This window comes from Paenibacillus doosanensis (genome assembly GCF_025060755.1).
GTDB classification, from domain to species: Bacteria; Bacillota; Bacilli; order Paenibacillales; family NBRC-103111; genus Paenibacillus_S; species Paenibacillus_S doosanensis.
Genome location: NZ_JANYUY010000040.1, coordinates 28,935 through 50,874 on the forward strand (window position 1 = coordinate 28,935; position 21,940 = coordinate 50,874).

Annotated in this window: 10 protein-coding genes; all 10 read right to left on the reverse strand. The window is 55.3% G+C overall.

Features of this window, described 5'->3' with window-relative positions; genetic code table 11:
• Positions 1-15: 15 nt before the first annotated feature.
• The 10 genes from N0M98_RS23635 to N0M98_RS23680 all read right to left on the reverse strand — a co-directional run bounded on the left by N0M98_RS23635 (position 16) and on the right by N0M98_RS23680 (position 21,938).
• Positions 16-5,967 (reverse strand): cadherin-like beta sandwich domain-containing protein, encoded by a 5,952-nt coding sequence (locus N0M98_RS23635; protein WP_259619380.1) that lies wholly within the window; start codon positions 5,965-5,967, stop codon positions 16-18.
• 227 nt (positions 5,968-6,194) lie between these two features.
• Positions 6,195-6,725, reverse strand: coding sequence for a DinB family protein (locus N0M98_RS23640; RefSeq protein ID WP_259619381.1), 531 nt, complete (start codon positions 6,723-6,725; stop codon positions 6,195-6,197).
• A gap of 62 nt (positions 6,726-6,787) precedes the next feature.
• Positions 6,788-8,104 (reverse strand): ABC transporter substrate-binding protein, encoded by a 1,317-nt coding sequence (locus tag N0M98_RS23645; protein WP_259619382.1) that lies wholly within the window; start codon positions 8,102-8,104, stop codon positions 6,788-6,790.
• A complete protein-coding gene (locus N0M98_RS23650) occupies positions 8,101-9,714 on the reverse strand; it encodes a response regulator transcription factor (RefSeq protein ID WP_259619383.1) in 1,614 nt (537 codons plus the stop codon). The genes N0M98_RS23645 and N0M98_RS23650 overlap by 4 nt, the downstream gene beginning before the upstream one ends.
• A 3-nt stretch (positions 9,715-9,717) precedes the next feature.
• On the reverse strand, positions 9,718-11,421 hold the full coding sequence (locus tag N0M98_RS23655; protein ID WP_249865063.1) for a cache domain-containing sensor histidine kinase: 1,704 nt from the start codon (positions 11,419-11,421) through the stop codon (positions 9,718-9,720).
• Positions 11,422-11,469: 48 nt separating this feature from the next.
• Positions 11,470-12,303 carry a carbohydrate ABC transporter permease gene (locus tag N0M98_RS23660; protein WP_249865064.1) on the reverse strand — a complete coding sequence of 278 codons (834 nt, stop codon included), beginning with the start codon at positions 12,301-12,303 and terminating at the stop codon, positions 11,470-11,472.
• On the reverse strand, positions 12,300-13,202 hold the full coding sequence (locus N0M98_RS23665; protein WP_259619384.1) for a carbohydrate ABC transporter permease: 903 nt from the start codon (positions 13,200-13,202) through the stop codon (positions 12,300-12,302). The genes N0M98_RS23660 and N0M98_RS23665 overlap by 4 nt, the downstream gene beginning before the upstream one ends.
• A gap of 66 nt (positions 13,203-13,268) precedes the next feature.
• On the reverse strand, positions 13,269-14,540 hold the full coding sequence (locus tag N0M98_RS23670) for an ABC transporter substrate-binding protein (RefSeq protein ID WP_249865066.1): 1,272 nt from the start codon (positions 14,538-14,540) through the stop codon (positions 13,269-13,271).
• Positions 14,541-14,799: 259 nt separating this feature from the next.
• Positions 14,800-20,106: a glycoside hydrolase domain-containing protein gene (locus N0M98_RS23675; protein ID WP_259619385.1), complete on the reverse strand. Its 5,307-nt coding sequence runs from the start codon at positions 20,104-20,106 to the stop codon at positions 14,800-14,802.
• Positions 20,107-20,132: 26 nt separating this feature from the next.
• Complete coding sequence (locus tag N0M98_RS23680; RefSeq protein WP_249865068.1) at positions 20,133-21,938, reverse strand: S-layer homology domain-containing protein; 1,806 nt, start codon at positions 21,936-21,938, stop codon at positions 20,133-20,135.
• Positions 21,939-21,940: the final 2 nt, after the last annotated feature.

The window sequence follows — 21,940 nt, forward strand, 5'->3', positions numbered from 1 at the left end:
TCATTCCATACGCTGCTACTTGCCGCTTTGGGCCAGCAGGTTCAGCAGTACGGTGACCGCCTCGGCTCTCGTTGCCGAGGCCGCAGGCCCAAATACGTTGCCGTCCCGGCCTTCAATCAGCTTTTGCTGCTTCATGGCCGCAACGGCGCCCTTCGACCATGCCGGAATGTCCTGATCGTCGGCAAAGCCGGCTGCCGCATCCGCTTCGATCTTGAGGCTTGCCGCTTTAGCGATCATCACGGCCATCTCGGCGCGCGTAATCTCGGCGTTCGGCCGGAAGCTTCCGTCTTCATAGCCTTGAACGACGCCCGCTTGAACCGCCTGCGCGACCGCCTTCTGCGCCCAGTCTCCAATCTCCGCGCCATCGGTGAAAGTGAGCTTCGCTCCTTCTCCCTGCGCCTTCCGCGCGTTCATCAGCATGACGGCGAATTCCGCCCGCGTCACCGTGCGGTTCGGCTTGAACGTGCCGTCCGGATAACCGCTCACTATCCCTCGGTTCACCGCCTGCTTAATATTCCCTTCCGCCCAATGTCCGGCAATATCGCTTAAGGCGACAGCCGGATTCGGCTTCTCCGCCGCCGTGTCTACGGCGAATACGGCAAACTTCGTAAAGTGATCGACCTCGACGGAAATCTTATTTCCGTCGATCTTGCCGCCGGCCACTTCCACCCAAACCTTCTTCGCTTCATCGTAGTAGAAGACGGCCGCCGTCTTGCTCTCCGGCAAACCGGCCGTATCGAATGTGAAGGTCAGAGTGACCGGGCTGCTGAAGTTTTCCGAAATATTTTTCAAAATTTCAAATATCGGGCTGACCAAAATCTCATGATTCGCAAGCAGCGCTTGCAGGTCGGTTACCTTCTCGATCGTTATTTTCAATTCCTTGTTCGATGCGTTGGCCGGAATGGAGACGACAATCCCGTCGCCCAGGCTGACTTCTCCCTGCTTACCTGCCGGAAGCGTCAGCTTGCCGTCCGTTCCCGTCACCTTCGCATCGCCTGGAGCGGTACCTGCACCGCCGCCGCTGCTTCCACTGCCGCCGCTGCTGCGTTTCACGAAGCGGGTCACGGTTATGTTGTACGTCTTCGTCGTGCCGTCCTGCGCCGTCACTGCGATCGTCACCGGATTACTGCCGAACTGCAGCGGAACGGCTTGGCTCGCCTGGCCGCTTGCGACCGGCTTGCCGTTCACGGTCACTGCGGCGCTGCTGTCGCTTACCGCAGCCGTTACCGTCAGGCTCGATACGCCGCTGTCCACGTTCGCCGTATACGCCGTCGTACCGGGTGCAAACGCCGGGCTCAGGCTCCCGCTCGACAAGGTCAAGGAGCTTAAATCCGCGTTGCCGCTCAGAGCAGCCGCACGCTGCACGGATACGGTATACATTTTCGTCGTGCCGTCCTGCGCCGTCACTACGATCGTGACCGGATTGGCGCCGACCTGCAGCCGGACGGCTGGACTCGCTTGACCGCTTGCAACCAGGTTGCCGTTCACGGTCATCGTTGCCTGGCTGTCATAGACGCTGGCCGTTACGGTAATATTCGATACGCTGTTATCTACAGCTGCGGCGTAAGCCGTCGTACCGGGCGTGAATGCCGGAGTCAGACTGCCGCTCGACAAAGCCAAGGAGCTTAAATCCGCATTGCTGCCCAGAGCAGCTGCCCGGTTTACCGTCAGTCTGTACGAATTGCTCGTGCCGTCCTGCGCGGTAACCGCAATATCAATCGGGTTGGACCCGAACTTCAAACCGGAAGCCTTATAAGCATATACATCGCCCGTTACCGTGCTGTATACGGCTCCGGTAACGGATATCGACGCCTCCGGCTCGGCCTTGGTCACATAAAGATGGAGGCTGCTCACGCTGCTCGGCACATCGACCGTATAACCGAATTCCGCCGGCGAGAATGCCGGAGAAAGCGTGCCTTGATCGACAGACAAGCCGGACAGCTTGGCATTGCCGCTGTAAGCGACCGTAATCTCATGCGTGCCGGAAGCTTGCTGAAGCATGCCGGAGGAAACAAAGGCACCGTCGACCGTCGTTGCCGTAATGGTAACTTGCCCCGCCGCTACAGCCGTTACTTTGCCGGTTGAATCTACGACCGCAACAGCCGGATCGCTGGATTTCCAGATCACATCCGTCACCGTCGCCGTGCTTGGCGTCAGCTGCGCCTGAAGCCGCGCGCTGCCGTTCGGGCTTAATGATGCCGGTCCGGATACGGCGACTCCCGCAGGAGGCGTATACGGCGGTTCCGTCTGCGGGAACAGAGGGCGCAAACGCCAATAATTATTCCATGCGTTGCTGGAAGAACCCGTCATATTGCCGTTGCCGGCGATTCTAATAAACCGCGCCTGTACGGGCGTATCAAAAGTAAACGTCTGCAAAACGTTCTCTCCGGGCGTTCCCGCAAGCACCGTAAGCGAGTTCATGTACGTATCCGGCTGCGTTTCCCAGGCGACCGGCGTCGCCGAAGTTTCGCTGACGACCGTACCGCTCGGAACGGCCGACCAGTTCTGCCCGTCCGTTGAATATTCGATTCTCAGCTTATACGTACGAGGGTTCGACGCATGCTGGACAAACCCGATCTGCACGCCTTGAACCGTCTTCGCCGTTTCTCCCAAGTACATGCGAATCCACGCCGCGCCGCTGGCTGCCCAGCGAAGCGAACCGGTGCCGGCATAATCGCCGGGGTTCAGCACGTTGACCGCATAGTTGGAATTGCTCGAATCCACTTGCTCGTCGCTTGCCGTGACGATTGGCGATTTGGGAATGACGGCAAACGCAACATTATAAAAGTTTTTCACGCCTTCGGCATCCGTCAGCGTAATGAGCGCCGTTCCGCCGCTCATCTCTTGCGGATAAGCTACATCGACGCGGACCCCTTGCTCCGCTTGAGCGGTAATCTCCGCTTTCTTGGAATAATCGTAATCGAGAGGAAGCGTCACCGTATAGCTGTACACATCCGGCGAAAATCCGGATACGGCCCGTCCGTCTACTTGAAGACCGGTGAGCTTGGGCCGTTTGTCGCTCGATTGATCGTCCATCGGCGGAACGGTATTCTCGGCGATGATAGACGCCGCTTGCGGGCCGTGGCTATTGATCAGCTGCTGAACATACAGGCTTTCCGGCATATGATCGGCCGCAGGCGTCACCTTTTGCGTCACGCTGTATTCATATGCATCAAAGTTAGGTACCTTGCCCCCGTTCAATCCTGCGGCGGCCATATTCGCCGAATCCGACTTGTCCGGTTTTTGCCGTCCGGTCGATGAATCGGTGGCCGATCCCAAACGGTTGCTGGCATTGTCGAATTGATGCCCGATTACATAGTTCGGCGAAAGCTGAGGCTGGGTCGCTATGAACGGGCCGGTGAAGTTATACAGCATATAGTTAACCCCCGCCCAACCGTGCGACGTCCCCATGTCCCAGCGGTTTTGCAAGTAGATGCGCGCTGCGACATTGTCGTACAATCCGCCGGACGACCAGCGGAAATGCGGCTCCGACGCATTGGACGTGTACTCGCTGGAGTTATTGTAAAATACGTTAGGGCCGGAAGTATACGAATCTACGATGAAAGCATGCCGCATATACCGGGAATACACGCGCTGCGTAAACATGAACGCGGATTTTTTATAATAGATGGAATAACGGCGTTCACCGGCATTCATAAGGCTCACAGGGTCCAGAACGCTGCCGTCCTGCACCGTAATATTCCGCGAGCTGCCGTCCGTTACAAAGGCGCTGTCAATATGATATGTCGTAAAATTGCGCAGCCATCCGTCGCGGACGTTGACCATCGCCACAAATACTTCCGCGTGGTTCTCATCGTTATACGACTTGAAGTTGACTCCGTATCTGGATAAAGACGGCTTGGTCGTATTGTAGAAATGCGAGATGCCCTGGATGTTTTCTGCGCCTACGTTGCTGATGCGTCCGCCTTCCGCCGTCTTGACGATTTTGGAGACGCCCCAGCGCATATCGAGATTATCCGAAAGCGGCTCGGCCAGCGTGATCGTGCGGGTTGCGGCGTCGATGCTCTTGATCGTACGCTCCGCCGTGAACGGCGTGCCGGCAAATCCGCTCTCCAGATTGCCGCCGGGCAGCCAGTTGCTCGCTCCGTCCACTTTGTCCATGTACATGGCCTTGACCCAATTCGCATTGATCGCCTTCTGTACGGTGACCAGATCGCCTACGGAGAAACCGTCCAGGCTCGCCACATGGATGGAGTACTGCCCGGCTCCCACATACTGATCCGTGATATCGGTCGATACGGACTTGCTTACGCTTTGTCCGGTAAAATTGATTAAGGTGCTGCCGGATTCTTTCGTATACGGACTGCCGGTCGTCGTATCGTGATTGGCCGGAGGGGTATACGACTCCGCAATTTTCCATGTGGAAATCAGCTTCGTCACTCCGGGCTCGGCGCTCTCGCTGGCGATTTGCTCGTCATACGGATTGCCGGCCGTACCGTCTCCGACAACGGGCGTAACCGTCCCCGCTCCCGCTCCGCGAATGACGACGCCGGATACGTTAACGTTCAGCGGCTTGCTGATGCGGAACACGCCAGCTTCCAAATAGACGGCTCCCCGGAAGCCGTCTTCCTGGACGGGATACAAGGAAACATAATCGATCGCGTCCTGGATCGTCTGCCACGCATCCTGGGTATCGTCGGCAAGAGGCGCTACTTTGACGCGAACCGGCACATTCGGAATCGCTGTGCCGCCGCCCTTATAACCGACCGCCGAGTAATCCATCACCTGATTGCCTTTGTAATCCGGCACATAAGTGAGTTGGCCGGAGCCGTCCATCTGGATTGCCGGATAAGCGCTGTCCGCCCAATCATCCGGACTCTTATTAGCCACGTCGGCATTATTCGAATTTTGGATGTTAGGGATCGATCGGTAATTCGCAAAATCATCGATGGCCGTAAAATAGTAGTTGTCATACAGCGTATTTCCGCTGTTGGTCAACGTGAACGCCGCCCTGTACGTTCCCTTCGCTAGCGCGACGGAATCGGGAACAGACATGACCGCATTGCCGCCCGCATCCGCAGCTGTCGGAGGGAAGCTGTAAGCCGCCGAACCGTCAGGAGCGATGAGCGTTCCGGCAACTGTCGTTCCTGCAACCGCTTTCGTAACTTGGAAAACAGGAAACTTGCCGGATGCCGATTGAGCGTCGATCACGGCCGGACGGCCGATCGTAAGACTCATTCCCGGATAACTCGGCGTGATGATGGCGTATCCGCTGCCCGGATCGTTCAAGTACGTATCGGCAAATGCGGAAGAATCGTCCGTCGCCGTCTCCGAGTTCAAAATTTGCAAATTCGACATGCCGATAGCGCCCGGATTGCCTGGAATGACCGTGAAATGGATCATCACGTAGCGCGCCGTCACAGGCGAGACAAGAGTTCCCGTAGTCGTGGCCGACCAACCGGAATTGCTGGGCTTCAGCGAGCCCCAGTTCGGATCTCCCGCGTCGCTCGCCGGAACGCCGATTTGCTTGGCAAGCGACCAGTCAGCGCTCCACGTATAGGCGGTCAGTCCCGAGTTCGACGTCCCAGGAAGCGAAGCCCAGGCGTTATCGGCCGACGTATAGAGCACTTCATAATCCGATATCCGGGTTTTCACGCTGGAAAAGCCGGCGGGAATATCGAAGCTGACTTCGTCAAACGTCTTCTCCCCTCCCAAATCGACGGCTATCCAGAGCGAACCGGTCCCTTCAGCCGGAAACACCGCTGTCGCGGTTCCGCCGAATTGCCAGTAGTCTTTTCCGTTATGAGCGGCCGCAAACGGCGCTTTTTTAGTGCTATTTTCCGAGCTTACCTTCACGTTGCCGCCGGCGCCCGTCTCGAGCGTCCCCGGCACAACGTCAACCTTGGCTGATGCCGCATGAGCGGCCTGTTGAGGTACAAAGAACAGACCAATAATAAAAGTGAACACCAATAAGATAGACAGAGCCTTGTTCAACGTCTTTTTCAATAGTAGGACACTCCTCCAAAATCACTTTTGTTACCGTTTTCATACCAAGCCAGAACCGTACTTGTTTCTGCTACAGCCGTCGCTCACCCCCAACTCTCATATGCTTTTACATTAACATAAATTATAAATCTTCAGTGTCGATGCATCATGAAAAAATGTCGTTATATTACGATACAAATCAAAAAGCCCCCGAGGGCCGAAGGCTCCTTGGAGAACTTTGCTAATCATTAATGAAGCTGCTCTTGCTCCGCAACGGCAAGCTCAGAGCCGAGCTCTCGGTCCAATTCGCTCTTCTGGCGCAGATGATGACGGAAATGCATGTCAACGAGACTGTACCACTCCCTCGCATTCAACCATCCGAATCCGCCGTGCTTGACTTTACAATCCGGGTTCGTTTCATCCAGCTTTATTACCCATTCCGCCATTCTCCGCTGAACCTGCTCAAGCCCGCGCAGCAATTCCTCTTTACTGTCCGAATTGCTCGGCGAGTTTGCGGGACCGTCCGGCAGCTTGATCTTCACCGGAGGAAAGCCTCCGTTTCGGAACACCTGCTCGCCCGCTTCGGTCTTCACGAGCGTCTTCTCCGCTGCAGCGGTGCAAACCGCCGCTTGATCCAGATAATCCAATGCGGCCAAGATCAAATGATTGTACATCTGCGATAGGGACCAGCCTCCTTCCGCCGGTTGATACCTTAGCTGCTGAAGCGAATAACCGGATAAATATTGTTTGTACGCCTCGATCACATCGCGTTCGCTCATAGGGATCACACTCCTTGGACGTTATCGCTTCATTGCGCGGAACATTGCCATTCATCAATGCGTTATTCGCCGTCATTATTCGCCGGCAGCTGCCCCAAGATGCGGTTCAATGCTTGAATGACTTCGTCCGGCTTGCGCTCCTCCGTCAAAGCGTCATGCAGCCCGATCTGCAAAACGGACGAAATTTCCGAATACTGCGCCACCCTCGGCCGAAAGCGCGCGTGCTTCAGCACGGATTCTATTTCGGGATAGTACGGATTAAACGCTAGGACATCGGGATCATGATACGGCCGATTGGCCGCAGGCATTCTGGAATCGTTCATAGCAATTTGCTTCTGAGCCTCTTCGCCAATCAAAAATTTAAGAAATTGAATGGCCGCCAATCGGCGCGGCTCCGTAATATGGGCGTTCATACCGATGCTGAACCCTCCCAGTCCCGCTCCGCCCAGCGTTCCGCGCGGCCCGACGGGCAGCGGCGCAATGCCGATTTTGCCTTGAACGGGATAATTCCCGTTTTTCGCCAAGCCCCATACGATAGGACCGCTGCGCAGAAAAGCCGACTTTCCTTGCAAAAACCATTCTCTGGACTCCGTTTCCTTTAAACTCAGCACCCTTGGCGGGGAGATTCCCTCCTTCAAGAGCCGCTGCATAAACGCCAAAGCTTCCACGGCTTCGGGATCGTTCAATGTCCAACGGCCCGCGTTTTCAACAATATCCCCGCCGTTATTCCACACTTGTTCCAAGAAGTTGAGCGTCAAGCCCTCATATGCATTCCCCTGGAATAAATATCCATATTCTGCAAAGCCTTTTTGCTGCAGCAGCTTGGACTGTTCTATCAGCTCCGACCAAGTTCGCGGCGGCGGTTGCCCGATTTGTTCCAGCAAATCTTTGCGGTAAAACAGCATCCCCATATCGGCATACCACGGAAGGGCGTACATCGTCCCTTGCGAATAGACGCTTTCAAGCGGAATATCGCTAATATCCTTCAGATCGTCTTGACTGAAATAAGGGGTTAACGGGGCCAGCCATCCGGCGGAAGCGAATTCCTTAATCCAGATGACGTCCATCGCGAACAAGTCGATATCTTTATCGCCGCTTACCAGCTTATTCACATACTCGTCATGCATGGAAGAAACCGGCGGCAATTGCGTAATGTTCACTCTAATCTCCGGATGAAGCCGCATAAAGTCTTCCGCCAGTCTTTGCGCGGTTCCCGTCCCCGTCTCCGGCGCGGAGAAGGCAATCGTCGTCACTTGCTCCGGATCGGGCGAAGCTTCCGGCCTGCCCCCGGATTCGCAGGCGGTCGCTGCCGCCAGCAGCAGAAGCGACAAAGCGGCGGCGAAACCGAATCGTACGTAAAGCCGGCGCCTTAACCTCATCCTTGCCTTACCTCCGTTTCTTGAGCCGAATCGGCCATAGCTTCATAAGCAAGCCGCTCCCGCCATTCCTTCGGAGTCGCTCCCGTATGCTCCTTGAAGCAGCGCGTAAAATATTTATAGTCGGCAAACCCTACCTCATAGGCGACTTCATACATTTTTTTACGGCCTTCTCTTATGAGCTCCATCGCCCGTTCCATTCTTTTTTCCATCACGTATTCCAAAAAGGTCTTGTCCAGTGCTTGCTTGAACAAGGCGCTGAAATGGCTCCGGCTGAGCTCCACATGCTCGGCTACATCCTGCATCTTCAATTCTTCTTGCAAATGCCGCTGAATATATTGGACGGCCTTCTGAATTTCCGGACGCAGCGAGAAGCCGCCGGAAGCTTGCACCCGCTGTTCCCATGCGTCGATTTCGCGCCCGATCCGGCTAACCAGCTCGGACCGCTTGCTCATCCCCCGCAGCTCGGAAATGGCCGCTCCCATAGGGGAAGATTGCGGATCGCCGCATTCCAGCCGGATCATGTCGATCATGGCGGCCGCCATCTCCTTGACGGAAGCGGACGACACGCCGGGCTTCCATAGAGCGGATAACTGTTGGAGCTCCGCTCTTACCTTTTGCGGCGAGCGTGTTCGAAGCGCCTCAAGAAACTGCTGGCGGCGGTCGGCGGTAAACATTGCGCCACTCATTGCGCCTCTGTCCTCCGCTGCGGCGTACGGCGCTTCACCGGTATAAAAGCTCCTTTCTCCCTCGTCGTAAAAGAAAGCTTCCGCGCCCCGGCCCGCTTCTTCCAATGCTTGCCGGGCCGTCGCCAACGATACGAACGGGGCCGATACGCCGACGTACAGCTCCTCCCTGCCGCAATCGAACAGCTGAAGCAGACGGCCCGACCATATGTGCCCCGTCCGCTGTATTTCCAACGAAGACGGCGTTCCGGAATACTTCAGCACGGTCAGCAGGCAGCCTTCCTCATCCAAGGCGCCGTACCAATCGCTCTCGTGGCCGTACAACTGCTCAAGCTGACGGCAGCCCGCGAACAGCGCGCCGCTTCCCGCCGAATGTACGGGCTTCGCCATAAGCAGCAGGAAGCAGCCCGAATCGCCGGCTGAACGCCCGCTTATTGCGGCGGCTGACGCGGACGGCAGGTCGCTTTTGAATGCGGCGCGCAGCCCGGCCTGCCTTTCCAGGCTGCGGACCTGTTCGGCCTGCCGCAGCAGCGCGTCCACGCTTTTCCGCTTTTCCAGGCTTTGCCGTACTTTGCTTAAAGCAAGATCCACTTCCGTTTCGTCCATCGACGTTTTCAATAAATAATTGACCGCCCCCAGGTGAATCGCCTCTTTGGCATAGGCAAAATCGTCATGACAGCTTAAAATGACCGATACCGTTTCCGGATAAGACTCGCGGATCTTTTTGAGAAAGGTCAGACCGTCCATATGCGGCATGCGGATATCCGTGATGACGACGTCGGGCTGAAGATAGGCCATAGCTTCCAGCGCTTTCGCGCCGTTGGAGTAGTCGCCGACCACCTGCATATCGTATTTGGACCAGGGGATGGTCAAAGAAAGCCCCCGGCGCACAAGCACTTCATCGTCCACGATAATAACCTTCCACATTCCTCATCCCTCCTTTACGGGCAAATGGATGATAATCTTCGTTCCTTGCCCGATCTCGCTCATAATGCTGATTCCATAAGGACTTCCGAACAGCCGCTTGATTTTCTCCGCCACATTATGAATGCCGATGCCGCTGAATTTTCCGGGGAATGCATCGTCCTTGGCCAGCAAGCCTTCGATAGCTTCGGGCGTCATTCCGACTCCGTCATCCATAACGGATACCATCAGCGTCTGCCCTTCCCTGCGAGCTTGTATCCATATATGCCCGATTCCGTCTTCCAGCCCGTGAAAAATGCTGTTTTCCACCAGCGGCTGCAGAATCATTCGCGGAACGATGCAATGCTCCGTATCCGCGTCCGTGTCGAAGGCAACGGATAATTCGGGCCCGAACCTGTACTGCTGAATGGAAATATAATGGCGCAGCTCTTCAAGCTCTTCGGACAGCGTCTGGAAAGGCCCCTTCTTGCCTAAGCTCGATTGCAGCAGCTTGATTAACGAAGTAATCAGCTCTTTAATTTGGGGGACGCCGTGCAGGACGGCGAGCCACTGAACCGAGTTCAGCGTATTGTACAAAAAATGCGGATTAATTTGATACTGCAGCGCTTTCAATTGGGCGTCCTTTTTGGCGCGCTCCTCTTCCTGAACCCGCTTGAGCAGCGATTCCAGCGTGTTCAGCATTTCATTATAGGAGCTGCTGAGCTCGCCGATTTCATCATTGGCCAGCACCTTGACCCGCGATTGAAAAAAGCCGGTTTGAATGTGACGAATCGAGTGGCTTAACAGCTGAAGCGGTTTCAGCACATGTTTGGAGAGGGCGACGGCAAGCGCCAGCCCCAGCAAGCAAGCGATCGCCGTAATGGCGAGCGTGACGTCGCGCGTCTCCCGGGTGGACCGGTACAGCTGGTCATACGGGATGCTGGCGGTCAGCGTCCAGCCGGTAACGGGCGAAACATGAGAGATGATCAGGCTCTCGGGCGACGGGGCCAGCACATCCCGGGAGCCGAGTATTACCTTGCCCTCCTTATCGAGCAAGCCGATCTTCTCCCCCGAAAAGCCGATGCCGTTGGAAAATTCGCCGAGCAGCAGGTCCGCGGACATATGTACAAAAACCCACTCTTTATCCTTCGCTTTCAAAGGATACGGAATGGGATAGAACATATCGATGCTCTCGGATACAGGGACGCCGTAATCAAAATAATCGGCCATATGCGGCGCGACAAAAACGCTGGCCGTCTCTTCCCGCAGCACTTCCGGCCACCACGGCTGTCTGACGATCAGATCCGGCTTCAGGTCGACATTGGTCCCTGAGCGGACCAAGAGCTGCGACCGATCGTTCATGGAAAGAATATGAATGCCGTCAATATACGGGCGGCTGCCCTTCTGCGCGGTTAAAAAATGACGGATATCCAAATCGTCTTTGTACCGTTTTTCCAGATTGGCCGCCGTTTCCCCGGACTTCTCCAGCGGAGCCTGATGCAGCCAATCGGAAATGGAGCGGTTGAGCACGACGACTTTGGCGATGGACTCCATATCCTTCATATAAGTATCTACATTGCTGCCGATTTGCCGCAGCGACGCCTGGGCGGAAGCCGTCGCCTGACTCTCGCTGCTGCCGGCGAATTTATGATAAACAAATACGTTTACAACGCTTAGCGGCACGATCGCCATGCCGAGAAAAGACAAAATTAACCTTACGCGAATTTTCACGCGAACCTCCACGCCCGGATGTCATATGCAATGCTGTATGTCCAAAGTCTATCCCTTTACGGCTCCCGAAGTCAATCCGGAAATAATTCTCTTTTGGAACAGCAAAACCATGATGACGAGCGGAATTGTAGAAATGAAGGAAGCGGCGGAAATTTGCCCCCACGGCACGTCGTAATCGGACGGCATCCCGACAATCGCGACCGGCATCGTTTTGAACGCGTCTTTGGAAATAAACGTAACGGCAAACAAAAATTCGTTCCACGCCGATATAAACACAAGAATCGCCGTCGTAAACATGCCGGGAGCGACGAGCGGCAGCAGTATTTTATAGAAGGTTTGGAACGGCGTGCTGCCGTCCACCTCGGCCGATTCGTCCAGCTCTTTCGGAAGCTTCCGGAAAAAGGTCGTCAAATTCCACAGCGAAAACGGCAGCGTAAACGCGATATACGGCAAAATCAGCGCCGCGTAAGAGTTCATCAAGCCAAGCTTCTGAAGCAAAAAATAAAGCGGCGAAATGATGACCATTGCCGGAAACATCGAGATGGCGAGCACAAAATAAAGCACGAATTTGGCCCCCGGAAATTTGATTCTGGCAAGCGCATAGGACGCTATGGAGGAGACGGCAAGCGCGATCAGCATGCTCATGCTCGCTACCATAAAGCTGTTCAGCATATTTCGCAAAAAATTTCTTTTTTGAAAAATATCGATATAATTCGTCCAATAGGTGAAATCCGGGAACCAATGGATATCGTTAACGTTATACAGCAGCCGTTCATTATGAAATGAAGCGTTCGTAATCCAATAGAACGGAAAAACCGTAATGAGAACGGCTGCGGCGACAACGGCGAATAAAGCTGATCTTCCCCAAATGTTAGTCTTCATGTCCGTCCCTCTTTTTCCGATAAAGTCCAAATGTACACGCTGCTGATGAGCGCGATCACAATAAGAATCGATACGGCGATCGTCGATCCGTATCCGAAATCTAAATTTTTGAATAACGTCTTGTAGGCGTACAAGCTGGTGACTTCCGTCGCATTCCCCGGCCCGCCCATCGTCATGACGTAGATCAAATCGAAAACGCGGAAGCTGTCGAGCGTCCGGAACAGAACGGCGACAAGGATGGTCGGCTTGATCATAGGCAGCGTGACCGCCATAAATTGACGAAACCGCGAGGCCCCGTCTACGGAAGCGGACTCGTACATATCTTTGGGAATCATTTGAAGCCCGGCCAAGATGAGCAGCGCCATAAACGGAGTCGTCTTCCAAACGTCGGATATAATTACCGCGCCAAGCGCGCTGTCCGTATTCGAGAGCCACGCGTGAAACTGGCTGATCACTCCGATCTTCTCCAAAAAGATATTGATAAAGCCCCACTGATCGTTATACAGCCACAGCCACATCGTCGCCGAAACTACGGATGGGATCGCCCACGGCACTAATGCCGCCGCCCGGACGACTCCGATATAACGAAACGGCAAATTCATGATAAGCGCCAATATTAGACCGAGCACCAGCTCGCAAAATACGCTGGCCAGAGAAAACAGGCATGTATTGAGGAGCGAATTCCAAAACCGGGTATCGTGAACGAGCGTATCGTAATTTTTCAAACCGATAAATTTCTGATCTTGAACGGCGAGCAGCGAATATTCGTAAAAGCTAAGTTTTACCGTCTGCACTAAGGGGTATACCGCAACGAGCAAAATCAGTATGATCGCCGGAGCTACGAATACGCAGCCCCATAATGCTTTTTTCCTCTCCAAATGAGTTAACGAGGCTTTCATCCTATCATCTCTTTCTTGCCAAAGATGTCCCCCCTGCTATCAGGCAGAGGGGATAGTTCATAAATGCTATTTCTGAATTTCTTCCAGCTTCTTCTGCATATCGGCAAGCGCCTGCTCCGGCGTTTTTTTATTGTTAAATGCAAGGGACAGCTCCTGTTGAATCGTTTCGCTCACCTTGCCGTAATTGGCCGACTTAGGACGGGACACGCCGTTAATCAGCACTTGATAGAACGGGATGAACGAAGGATTCTGGGAAATGATCTCCTGATCCTGGTACAACGTAACGTCCGTCGGAAGACGGCCGCCTTCCATCGCTTTCACCTTCTGCTGCTTGGCGTCCATCAGCCACTTCATAAATTCGAACGATTCCTTCGGATGCTTGGAGGTTTTGGTAATCCCCAGATTCCAGCCCCCCAGTGTAGAAGCCGGCTTGCCGTTATCGCCCTTAGGCAGCGGAGCAACGTCCACTTTCCCCTTCACCGCGCTGCCCTCCTTCTCTACGAGCGGCCATGCGCTGTTCCAGGATCGCAAGAATACGGCGTTTCCGTTCAGGAACGCTTCCTGGCTTTCTTTTTCCACATACGTATTTACCCCTGCCGGCATAACATCCTTAAGCTTCAGCATCATCTGCAGCGCTTTGAGGTTCTCGGGCGAATTCACGACAACCTTGCCGCTCCCGTCCAGGAAATGGCCGTTGTAGGATTCCATAATCTCCAGCGCATTGGTGACGATCGCTTCATGCTGCTTGAACTGGCCTACATATCCGTTCATCTTGTATTTTTGACCGAGCTGCTTGGCCTGATCGTACAGCTCATCCCATGTTTGCGGCGGCCTCAGACCTTCTTTCTCCAAAATATCTTTGCGATAATACAGCATTCCCGCCGTGGAGTTCCACGGGAGAGCATACCAAGCGCCGTTCACATTCATCGCTTCCGACGGCCCTTTCAACAGCCCGGTTGTCGCCTTGGTCTTGAAGGCGTCGTCCATCAACGGGTCAAGCGGCTGAATCCAGCCGGCCTTGGCAAACTCGCTGATCCAGACGATGTCCAGCCCGATCACGTCCAGCGAATCGTCGCTCGCCGCCAGCCACGTCGTCAAGCGGTCCTTGTATTCGGAGTTCGGAACCGGCTTATAGGTCACCTTCACCTCGTTTTGCGATTGGTTATACGCATCGACCAGCTTCTTGTCGACCCCCAGGCCGTCGTCGAAGATGGTAAAAGTAATTTCCACCGGCTTCTTCCCGTCCTTGCCGGCTCCGGAAGCGCCCTGATCCTCCGCATTGCCGCATCCGCTTACAACCAGACAAGCCAGCAGCGCTGTTGCCGTCCATTTTTTCATAGCTTGTACTGCCCCCTTCATAGTATGTGCAATCGCTTACAAAATGGATTATAACCGTTTTGGCGGATCGCTAACACGGAGCAATCATCCGATTTGGGGGAACAATCATCCAATCGCACCCCGCTCGGCACGCCGTGCTTCCCGCAAAATGGTGACGATCATCCGATTTCGGGGGTTAAATGTCCGAATTCAGGGCAGGCAAAAAAACGCTTGGAAGCCCAAGCGTTTCATTGGCAATTAGCCGTTCATATTCCGCTGTCTACTGTTTCATCGAAAATTTCATCTTATCCAGGTTACCTACATACATGAGGCTGGATGTCGTCGATCCCTTGAATACGACGCAGACGGTTTGCTTGCCGCTCACCAGCTGGTTCAGCCGGCCGCCGGCCGTATTGTAGGTGCCCCAGCCCGAGCCCGTATTGGGCAGGCTCAACGTGCCGATCACCGGGCCGTCCTTATCGTTCAAACGGATTTCGGCTGCAACATCGGCAGGCGCTTTCTGCGAAGGCGCGTCGTAGACGATCTCCAGGTAATTTTTCCCTTTCGTCCCGAAATCGACGTCGTTGTAAGCCATCCAGGCGCCGTTAAACGTGTTGCCGACGGTCGTCCCGCCGTTGTTGCTTTCCGTTTTTAACGGGTTGTTATTGAACGTGTTCACCGCCGTCGTCCAGGCGGAACGGGCTTCAAATTCCACGGTCACATCCTGCTCCGGCGCCTGCTCGCTTAAGGTAAAGCTCGCATTGTCGAAATTGCCGATGTATTTGTACGTCGCGCTGCCTGTGCCCGTCATCACGAGGTACACATCCTGAATGCCGGTCAGCGTCCGCGTCAGCTGCGCCGTCACGGTTTGGTAGGTGCCCCATGACGCCGCCGTCGGAGGGGTATTCACCTTCCCGACAAGCTCGCCGTCGACGCCGCCGATCCGCACCTCCACCGCCGCATCGGCCGGGCAGCTCGCGCTGTTGCCCGAATACTCGATGGACAGCTCGTTCACGCCGCCGCTGCCGAAATCCATCCCCTTATAGGCAAGCCAGGCGCCGCTGAACGTATTGGCGACTTGTTTGCCGCTTTTGCCCGCTTCGGTTTTGAGTGGATTATTGTTATACGGATTCAGGGCCGCAGACCATTCGTTGTACGTCTCTAGTTCAAGCTTGGTGAAGTCGGTTCTGATTTTCTGGTAGCCGAAGGTCATCCGGTCAAAGTTGCCGATATAAGGCAGCGCACTCGTCGTGCTGCCTTTCATTACGATCACCAGCCGCTGCTTGCCGGTAATCGTTCTGCTTAGCTGGGCTTGCGTCGTCTTATACGTTCCCCAGCCGCTGCCCGTATTCGGCAGATCCAAGGTTCCGACCAGCTCGCCGTCGACCGCGTCCAGACGAATTTCCAGCCGGCTTCCCACCGGCACTTTATTCGTCGGCGCATCATATTCGACCGTCATCTGATTGGCACCCGGAGTGCCGAAATCAAAATTATCATAGGCAAGCCATGCGCCGGTAAACGTGTTGGCGACGACCGTCCCGTTATTGCCCGCTTCGGTTTTGAGCGGATTGTTATTGAACGTGTTTACATCGGACGACCATTCCGTGCGGCTCTCGAACTGAAGAGTCAAGCCGTCTTCCCCAGGCTGGCCGGGCACTTCCGGAACCTCCGGAACATCCGGCTCCTCCTCCGGGAGCGGAAGGGGTTCCGGCAGCGGCTCTTCGACCGGCGGCTTCGGCTCCGGTTCGGTTACCGGCTCCGGCTGTGATACGACCGGCTCCGCGAGCCATAGCGAGTCATAGATGTTGCCGTTATAGGCATCCACCAAATACACGTTCATCTGGTACTTGCTCGCATTGACGTTGAACAGCTGAGAAAGCTGGAAGCCTCCGGTTTGTACAGGCACGGCATTGGACATCAAGGCCCGTTCGCTGCCGTCCATTAATTGAAACACGACCACGGCGGAATCCGCATATTGGCCTGTCAATGTCCCCTTGACCTGAACATCCATATTGCCGCTCCGGTTCACGTCCACCTGCAGATCGTACACATCCCACTGAATGTCCGAAGTGTATCCGGCATTCGAGATCAGTTCTTGACCTGCCGTGCGCCCGGAAGCTTCGTCCGCCTTCACGCGCACCTGCACCTTGCCCGCTGCAAATTCGAGCGGACCTACCGTTTGCGGGTTCGCCGTCACCGGCTTCCACTTCAAGCCGCCGTCCGTGCTGTACTCGTAATCGGACGGCTGCTCGAAGCCGGGAACGAACGTCCACCCGAAGGTATTCGCCTTATCGTCCACGACCGGTTCGGTCGGAGCGTCCGGCTTCATCATCCGCTTCACCGCTTCCAGGCTGAACTCGAAGGCGATGTCCGAGCTCGTCGCATTCACCTGATGCACCTCGGCGGAAATGACATTCGTCCCCGGCACCAAATACGCAGGATCGATCTGATACGCATTGCGGTCCCGCTCGTCATTGACCGTCGCGTTCGCGTACGTATTATAGTTCACCGGACCGGCGGGCATATTCGTGCGGATCACTTCATGACCGTTCAAGTAGACGATAGCCCCGTCATCGCGGATGAGACCGGCGTCCAGCTCGAGAATATCGCTCGCATCGGATACCTCGAAGGTTTTGCGGAAATACGTCGTCGGATACTTGTTGTTGGCATCCGGTCCGTAGCTTACCTTCGTCTTGACCTTGCCGGTATTGTCGTAGCCCAGCATAGCCTGGCCTTCCGCCCAGCGGCTGTCGTCGTATTCTGGGCCGTTCCAGCCGCTGCCGGCGTATTGGCCCTTGTCGTAATATTTCCATACGGATTGCTCGGCGATCAGCGTTTGGCGCGTCAAGGCGTTGTCCGCTTCAGCCGTAAAATCCATGATCGGAGGCGCTGCGCTGGGCGTTGCTCCCCAGCTCGTATTCGGCACGGCATCCATATCGAATTCCAAGGTGCCCCCCGACATCATATCGCTGTACTTGATCCACGATTGGTTCAGGTTATTTCCGTTCAAATGCGCGGATTGAATAAAGCGGTTTTTGCTGGACACATGGTTAGCTTTAATCGTAAACGTCTTGCCGTTGTCCAGATGCAGCTTCACCTCCGAGAAAATCGGAGAGCCGATCAGGAAGCTCGCTTCGCCCGGATTGCCCGGGAACAAGCCGAGCGCGCTGTACACGAACCACGAGGACATGCCGCCGGCGTCGTCGTCCATCGATTGCAAGTATCCTTCCGGATCGTCGCGGTACACCCGGGATTTCATCGGATAGGCGTAAGGCCCGTGGTTATGATATTTTTGCGTAACGACTTCCGTCGTATACTGTCTTGCATAATATTGGGTTAAATACGGATACCCCAAATAATTGAACAAATAAGGGACATGCAAATCCGGTTCGTTGATCGCCATATACTCGTTGATTTTGAAAAAATGCTGCAGCTGCTCGGCCATCGCTTTTTTGCCGCCCATCAGGCCGGCCAGCCCGTTAATGTCTTGGGGCACGGACCAGCGGTACGTCCACAGATTGCCCTGATAAGCATATTTATCTACCGCCAAAATATCTCCCTTGCTCACCGTCTGTCCGTTCGGAGTAAAGAAGCCGCGCTTCTCTCCGTTCTCGTCGACCTGATTCGGGTTCCAGAGCTGCTTGTAAGACAGCGCAAGCCGTTTGTACTTCTCGTACGTATCGCGGTCCCCGATCAGCTGGGCGAGCTTCATCGGGAACGAGGCGCTGTTGGCCTTCTCCAGCTTGCCGGAAATTTCCCCGTCGCTGATCGAGAAATTGTCCGCGTCAACGGCCATCCCTTTGAGCGCTTTGTACACGTCAAAGTCCGTAAAGCCTTTGGCGTACGCATCGAGAATGACCGCGCCGTTGAACTCGTTTCTCACTGTAGGACTCGGCCAATAACCGTCGCCCCATTGCGTATAGGAGCCTCTTGTACTATACAAATCGACAAGAGACTTGACCATGTTCTCGTATTGTTTCGGAGCCAGCACGGAGAACAGCGAATATTTGCGGAAGTCGTCCCACGTCGTCCAGCCGTTATAATACTCGAAATCGCCGCCGAACTCGGAGACTTGACGAATCGTGTTCTCGTCTCTTCCCGCTTTGAAGGTGTCGTTCGAACTCGTCACATTATTCGGATGAAGAAACGTATGGTACAGCTGCGTATAGAAGACCCGCTTGTTCTGTTCATCCGCATCGGTGATTTCCACCTTGCTCAGCAGCTCGTCCCAAGCGTTTCTCGACTTGGCCTGCTGCGCGTCGAAATCCCAATTCGCGATGTCGTGGTCCCGCTCGTACTTCGCCTGTTCGACGCTGATCGTCGAGAGGCCGACTCTGGCTTGAATCACTTGATGATCCCGCGTATTGAAATTCACCCATACGCCGCTGTTCGAGCCGCTGCGCTGAGCGACCTCTCCTACCGCGTCTGCCTGCCAGGACGTGTAGGAATCGAAATCATGGTCAAACTGGATGGAATAATACATCGTATAGTATCCGTGGCCGCATACATTTTGCGATTGGATCATCCCGGAAATTTCATCGCTGCCTTCCACCGTCAGATTGGCGTCCACCATGCCCGCATAGGAATTGGACAGGTCGACCAGCACCGATCCGGTATCGGCGTCAGGGAAGGTGTAACGATGGAAGCCTACATTATGCGATGCCGTAAGCTCGACGCCGATGCCCGACGCCAATTGAACGCCGTAGTAGCCGGGCGAAGCTTGCTCGCTGTTTTTATCGTACCGCTGCTTGTACTCGTCCCGGTTTTTCGTAAATGCGCGGGTTTCCGGCATCATTAGGATGTTGCCGCCTGCGCCGCTGCAGCCTACGCCGCTAAAGCGCAAATGGGAGAAGCCCTTCAAATATTTATCCTGGTAGTAATACCCGCTGAAGGCTCCGCCGTCGCTATCGGGTCCCAAGGAAACCAGACCGAAAGGCGTCGTCGGCCCCGGGTTCGTCTGTCCGTTGTCCCCCAACGTGTTAATAAACGGGTCTACATAATCGACGGGAGCAAGGTTTGCGGCCGGGTAGACCGGCTGCTTGTCACTGTCCGTTCCGTAAATTTCCAGCTCGTACAGACGAACCGTATTGTTGTCGTAGGCTCCTTTATCGACGTACAATCTTACGTACTGAGCCGTAAATGTCGGCACATAGCGCTTAACGATCGTTTGCACGTTATTTTTGACCGTATCGACATCGAGCCATGTCTGCCCGTCTTGACTCATCTGCAAACGAAAGTCTTTGGTGTTCCAGAACGGGCTGTTCGTCGATTCGCCGATGGCGGCGTTTTTGACAACCCATTCGTTCATATTGTATTCCCGGCCCAAATCGAGCATTAACCATTTGTTCGCCGTATTCGAATTGTCGCACCACTTCGTATCGTTCTTGCCGTCAACCGCTGCGCTTGCGCTCTCATTGGCGTTGCACTGCCCCGATGCCGTGACCTTGGCGTTGAGCGCCACGTTTCGGGTCTCGGCGACCGGAAGCGCATTGTCGGGCGCTGCCGATACGGTTCCCATGGCAAACGGAGTCAGCATGCTGTAAACGAATACGCCCGTCATGACAACTGAAATGATTTTTTTCCACATTGCGATGGGGTCCTCCCGCTTTCGATTTATAAAGATCCTTTCGGCAGCAGCCGGTAGATCATAACGGCCACCTCGGCCCGGGTAACGGATTGTTTCGGATGAAACCGAACGCCGTCCCCTTCAATTAATCCTTTGGACCAAGCTTCCTTCACGGCCGCCTCCGCCCAAGACGCTACCTCGTTCATATCCGCGAAGTCGGGCGCCGCTTTCGCCGCTGCGGTCAGATTGAAGTAAGGAGCCGCCTGCACTAAAACGATGACCGCTTCTTCTCTCGTGATCTTGTCGTTCGGCCGGAAGGCGCCGTTATAGCCCGACACGATGCCGAGCCATGCCGCTTCCGCCACGGACCGGGAATAATACTCGCTCGACCCTACGTCCGAGAACGGATTCGCCGCTGCCGCCGGAGACGCGGTTCCCTGCCATTTCAACGCGCGCATGATCAAGGTCACGAATTCCGCCCGCGTGATCGCCCGGCCCGGCTCGTAATGACGGTCGTCGACGCCGTCCACAATGCGCTTGGCAGCCAGCGAGAGAACGGCCGGCTCCGCCCAATGCCCGGATACGTCAGCAAATGCTTTGTTATATTCAAGGAGCGTATAATACGAGAAATGCGCCGCCGCAAATGTGAGAACGCCCTGACGGATCGTGCCGCCCACATATTCGGCTTGCTTGCCGTCTACGTAATAAACTCCGGCCCGCTCGGTCGAAATCGCCCGCTCCTGCTCCGGCGTCAGCCGGATCATCACGGCGGCGGGCTTATCCAGCTCGTGGATTTCCGTCATGCTATCTCCGGATATCGCCTTAATGACGACGGACAGAATCACTCCGGTACCGGTATAATCCGGCTGGTTCTTCAGCGAACGGCTCAGCAGGTCTTTCGCTTCTTCCGTCCACGCGAAGTTCAGTTCGATGCGAATCCGAGACTGAACTTCGTCCGAGAAAGCGGCAATGGAGCCCGCCGGAAAACGAACGGTATGATCGCCGTCTTGAATGATCAAATCGAGGTTCTTGTCTTGAAGATCCTGCAGCGATTTGGCAGGGAACTCCAACGCTTGGCCCGATACGCCGGCCTCTGCCGGAAGCTGAATCGTTACGGCATCCTTCGCTTGCGCTATCGCCTGCGCCAGCGTATCGCTGCCGAAAACATAACGCCCGTCTTCGGAGCTGTCCGGCTGTACGACGCCGTCAGATGCTTTCCCTGCGCCGGACGGAATGCCGCCCCCATCCGCTGCCGTTTCCGTACCGCTCGAACTCTGATGAGGACGGTTCGGCTTTCCTCCGCTGCCTGGCGTTTCCCCTCCGCCGTTGCCCGGATCGGTACTGCCACCCTCGCCCGGATACGTGCCGCCTCCGTTACCCGGGTCGGTACCGCCACCATCGCCTGGATTCGTGCCGCCTCCGTTGCCCGGGTCGGTGCCGCCACCATCGCCTGGATTCGTACCGCCTCCGTTGTCCGGATCGGTACCGCCTCCGCTGCCGTTCGGGTCCACGATGACAAACGTCCGGCTTTCCGTCCGGCCCTTACTGCCCGCCGCTACTTTATACTCGCCGTATGGAGCGAAATTTTCGTCGTCCGGAATCTTCACCTTGGCGGAATAGCTCCCCATAGAAGGAGCTACGGAATCGATATATAAGATCGTTTGGTTCGGCCTGACAATCTTCACCACGACATCGGTATCATCGCTCTCCGTCGTCCCGGAAAGGATGATTTCACCGCCTCGCTGCACTTCCTTCGCGCTCAAATTGAGCGTAAAGGAAGCCGAAGCCGCGTAAGCCGGCAGCGTAGAGAGCATGAAGATCAATGCCAGAAGGGCCGCAGCTATTTTTTTCAACG

Excerpts from the sequence above, each read along its gene's own strand:
- N0M98_RS23640 (WP_259619381.1), bottom strand. The coding sequence starts at position 6,725 with ATGAGCGAACGCGATGTGATCGAGGCGTACAAACAATATTTATCCGGT.
- N0M98_RS23645 (WP_259619382.1), bottom strand. The coding sequence starts at position 8,104 with ATGAGGTTAAGGCGCCGGCTTTACGTACGATTCGGTTTCGCCGCCGCT.
- N0M98_RS23650 (WP_259619383.1), bottom strand. The coding sequence starts at position 9,714 with ATGTGGAAGGTTATTATCGTGGACGATGAAGTGCTTGTGCGCCGGGGG.
- N0M98_RS23660 (WP_249865064.1), bottom strand. The coding sequence starts at position 12,303 with ATGAAGACTAACATTTGGGGAAGATCAGCTTTATTCGCCGTTGTCGCC.
- N0M98_RS23665 (WP_259619384.1), bottom strand. The coding sequence starts at position 13,202 with ATGAAAGCCTCGTTAACTCATTTGGAGAGGAAAAAAGCATTATGGGGC.
- N0M98_RS23670 (WP_249865066.1), bottom strand. The coding sequence starts at position 14,540 with ATGAAAAAATGGACGGCAACAGCGCTGCTGGCTTGTCTGGTTGTAAGC.
- N0M98_RS23675 (WP_259619385.1), bottom strand. The coding sequence starts at position 20,106 with ATGTGGAAAAAAATCATTTCAGTTGTCATGACGGGCGTATTCGTTTAC.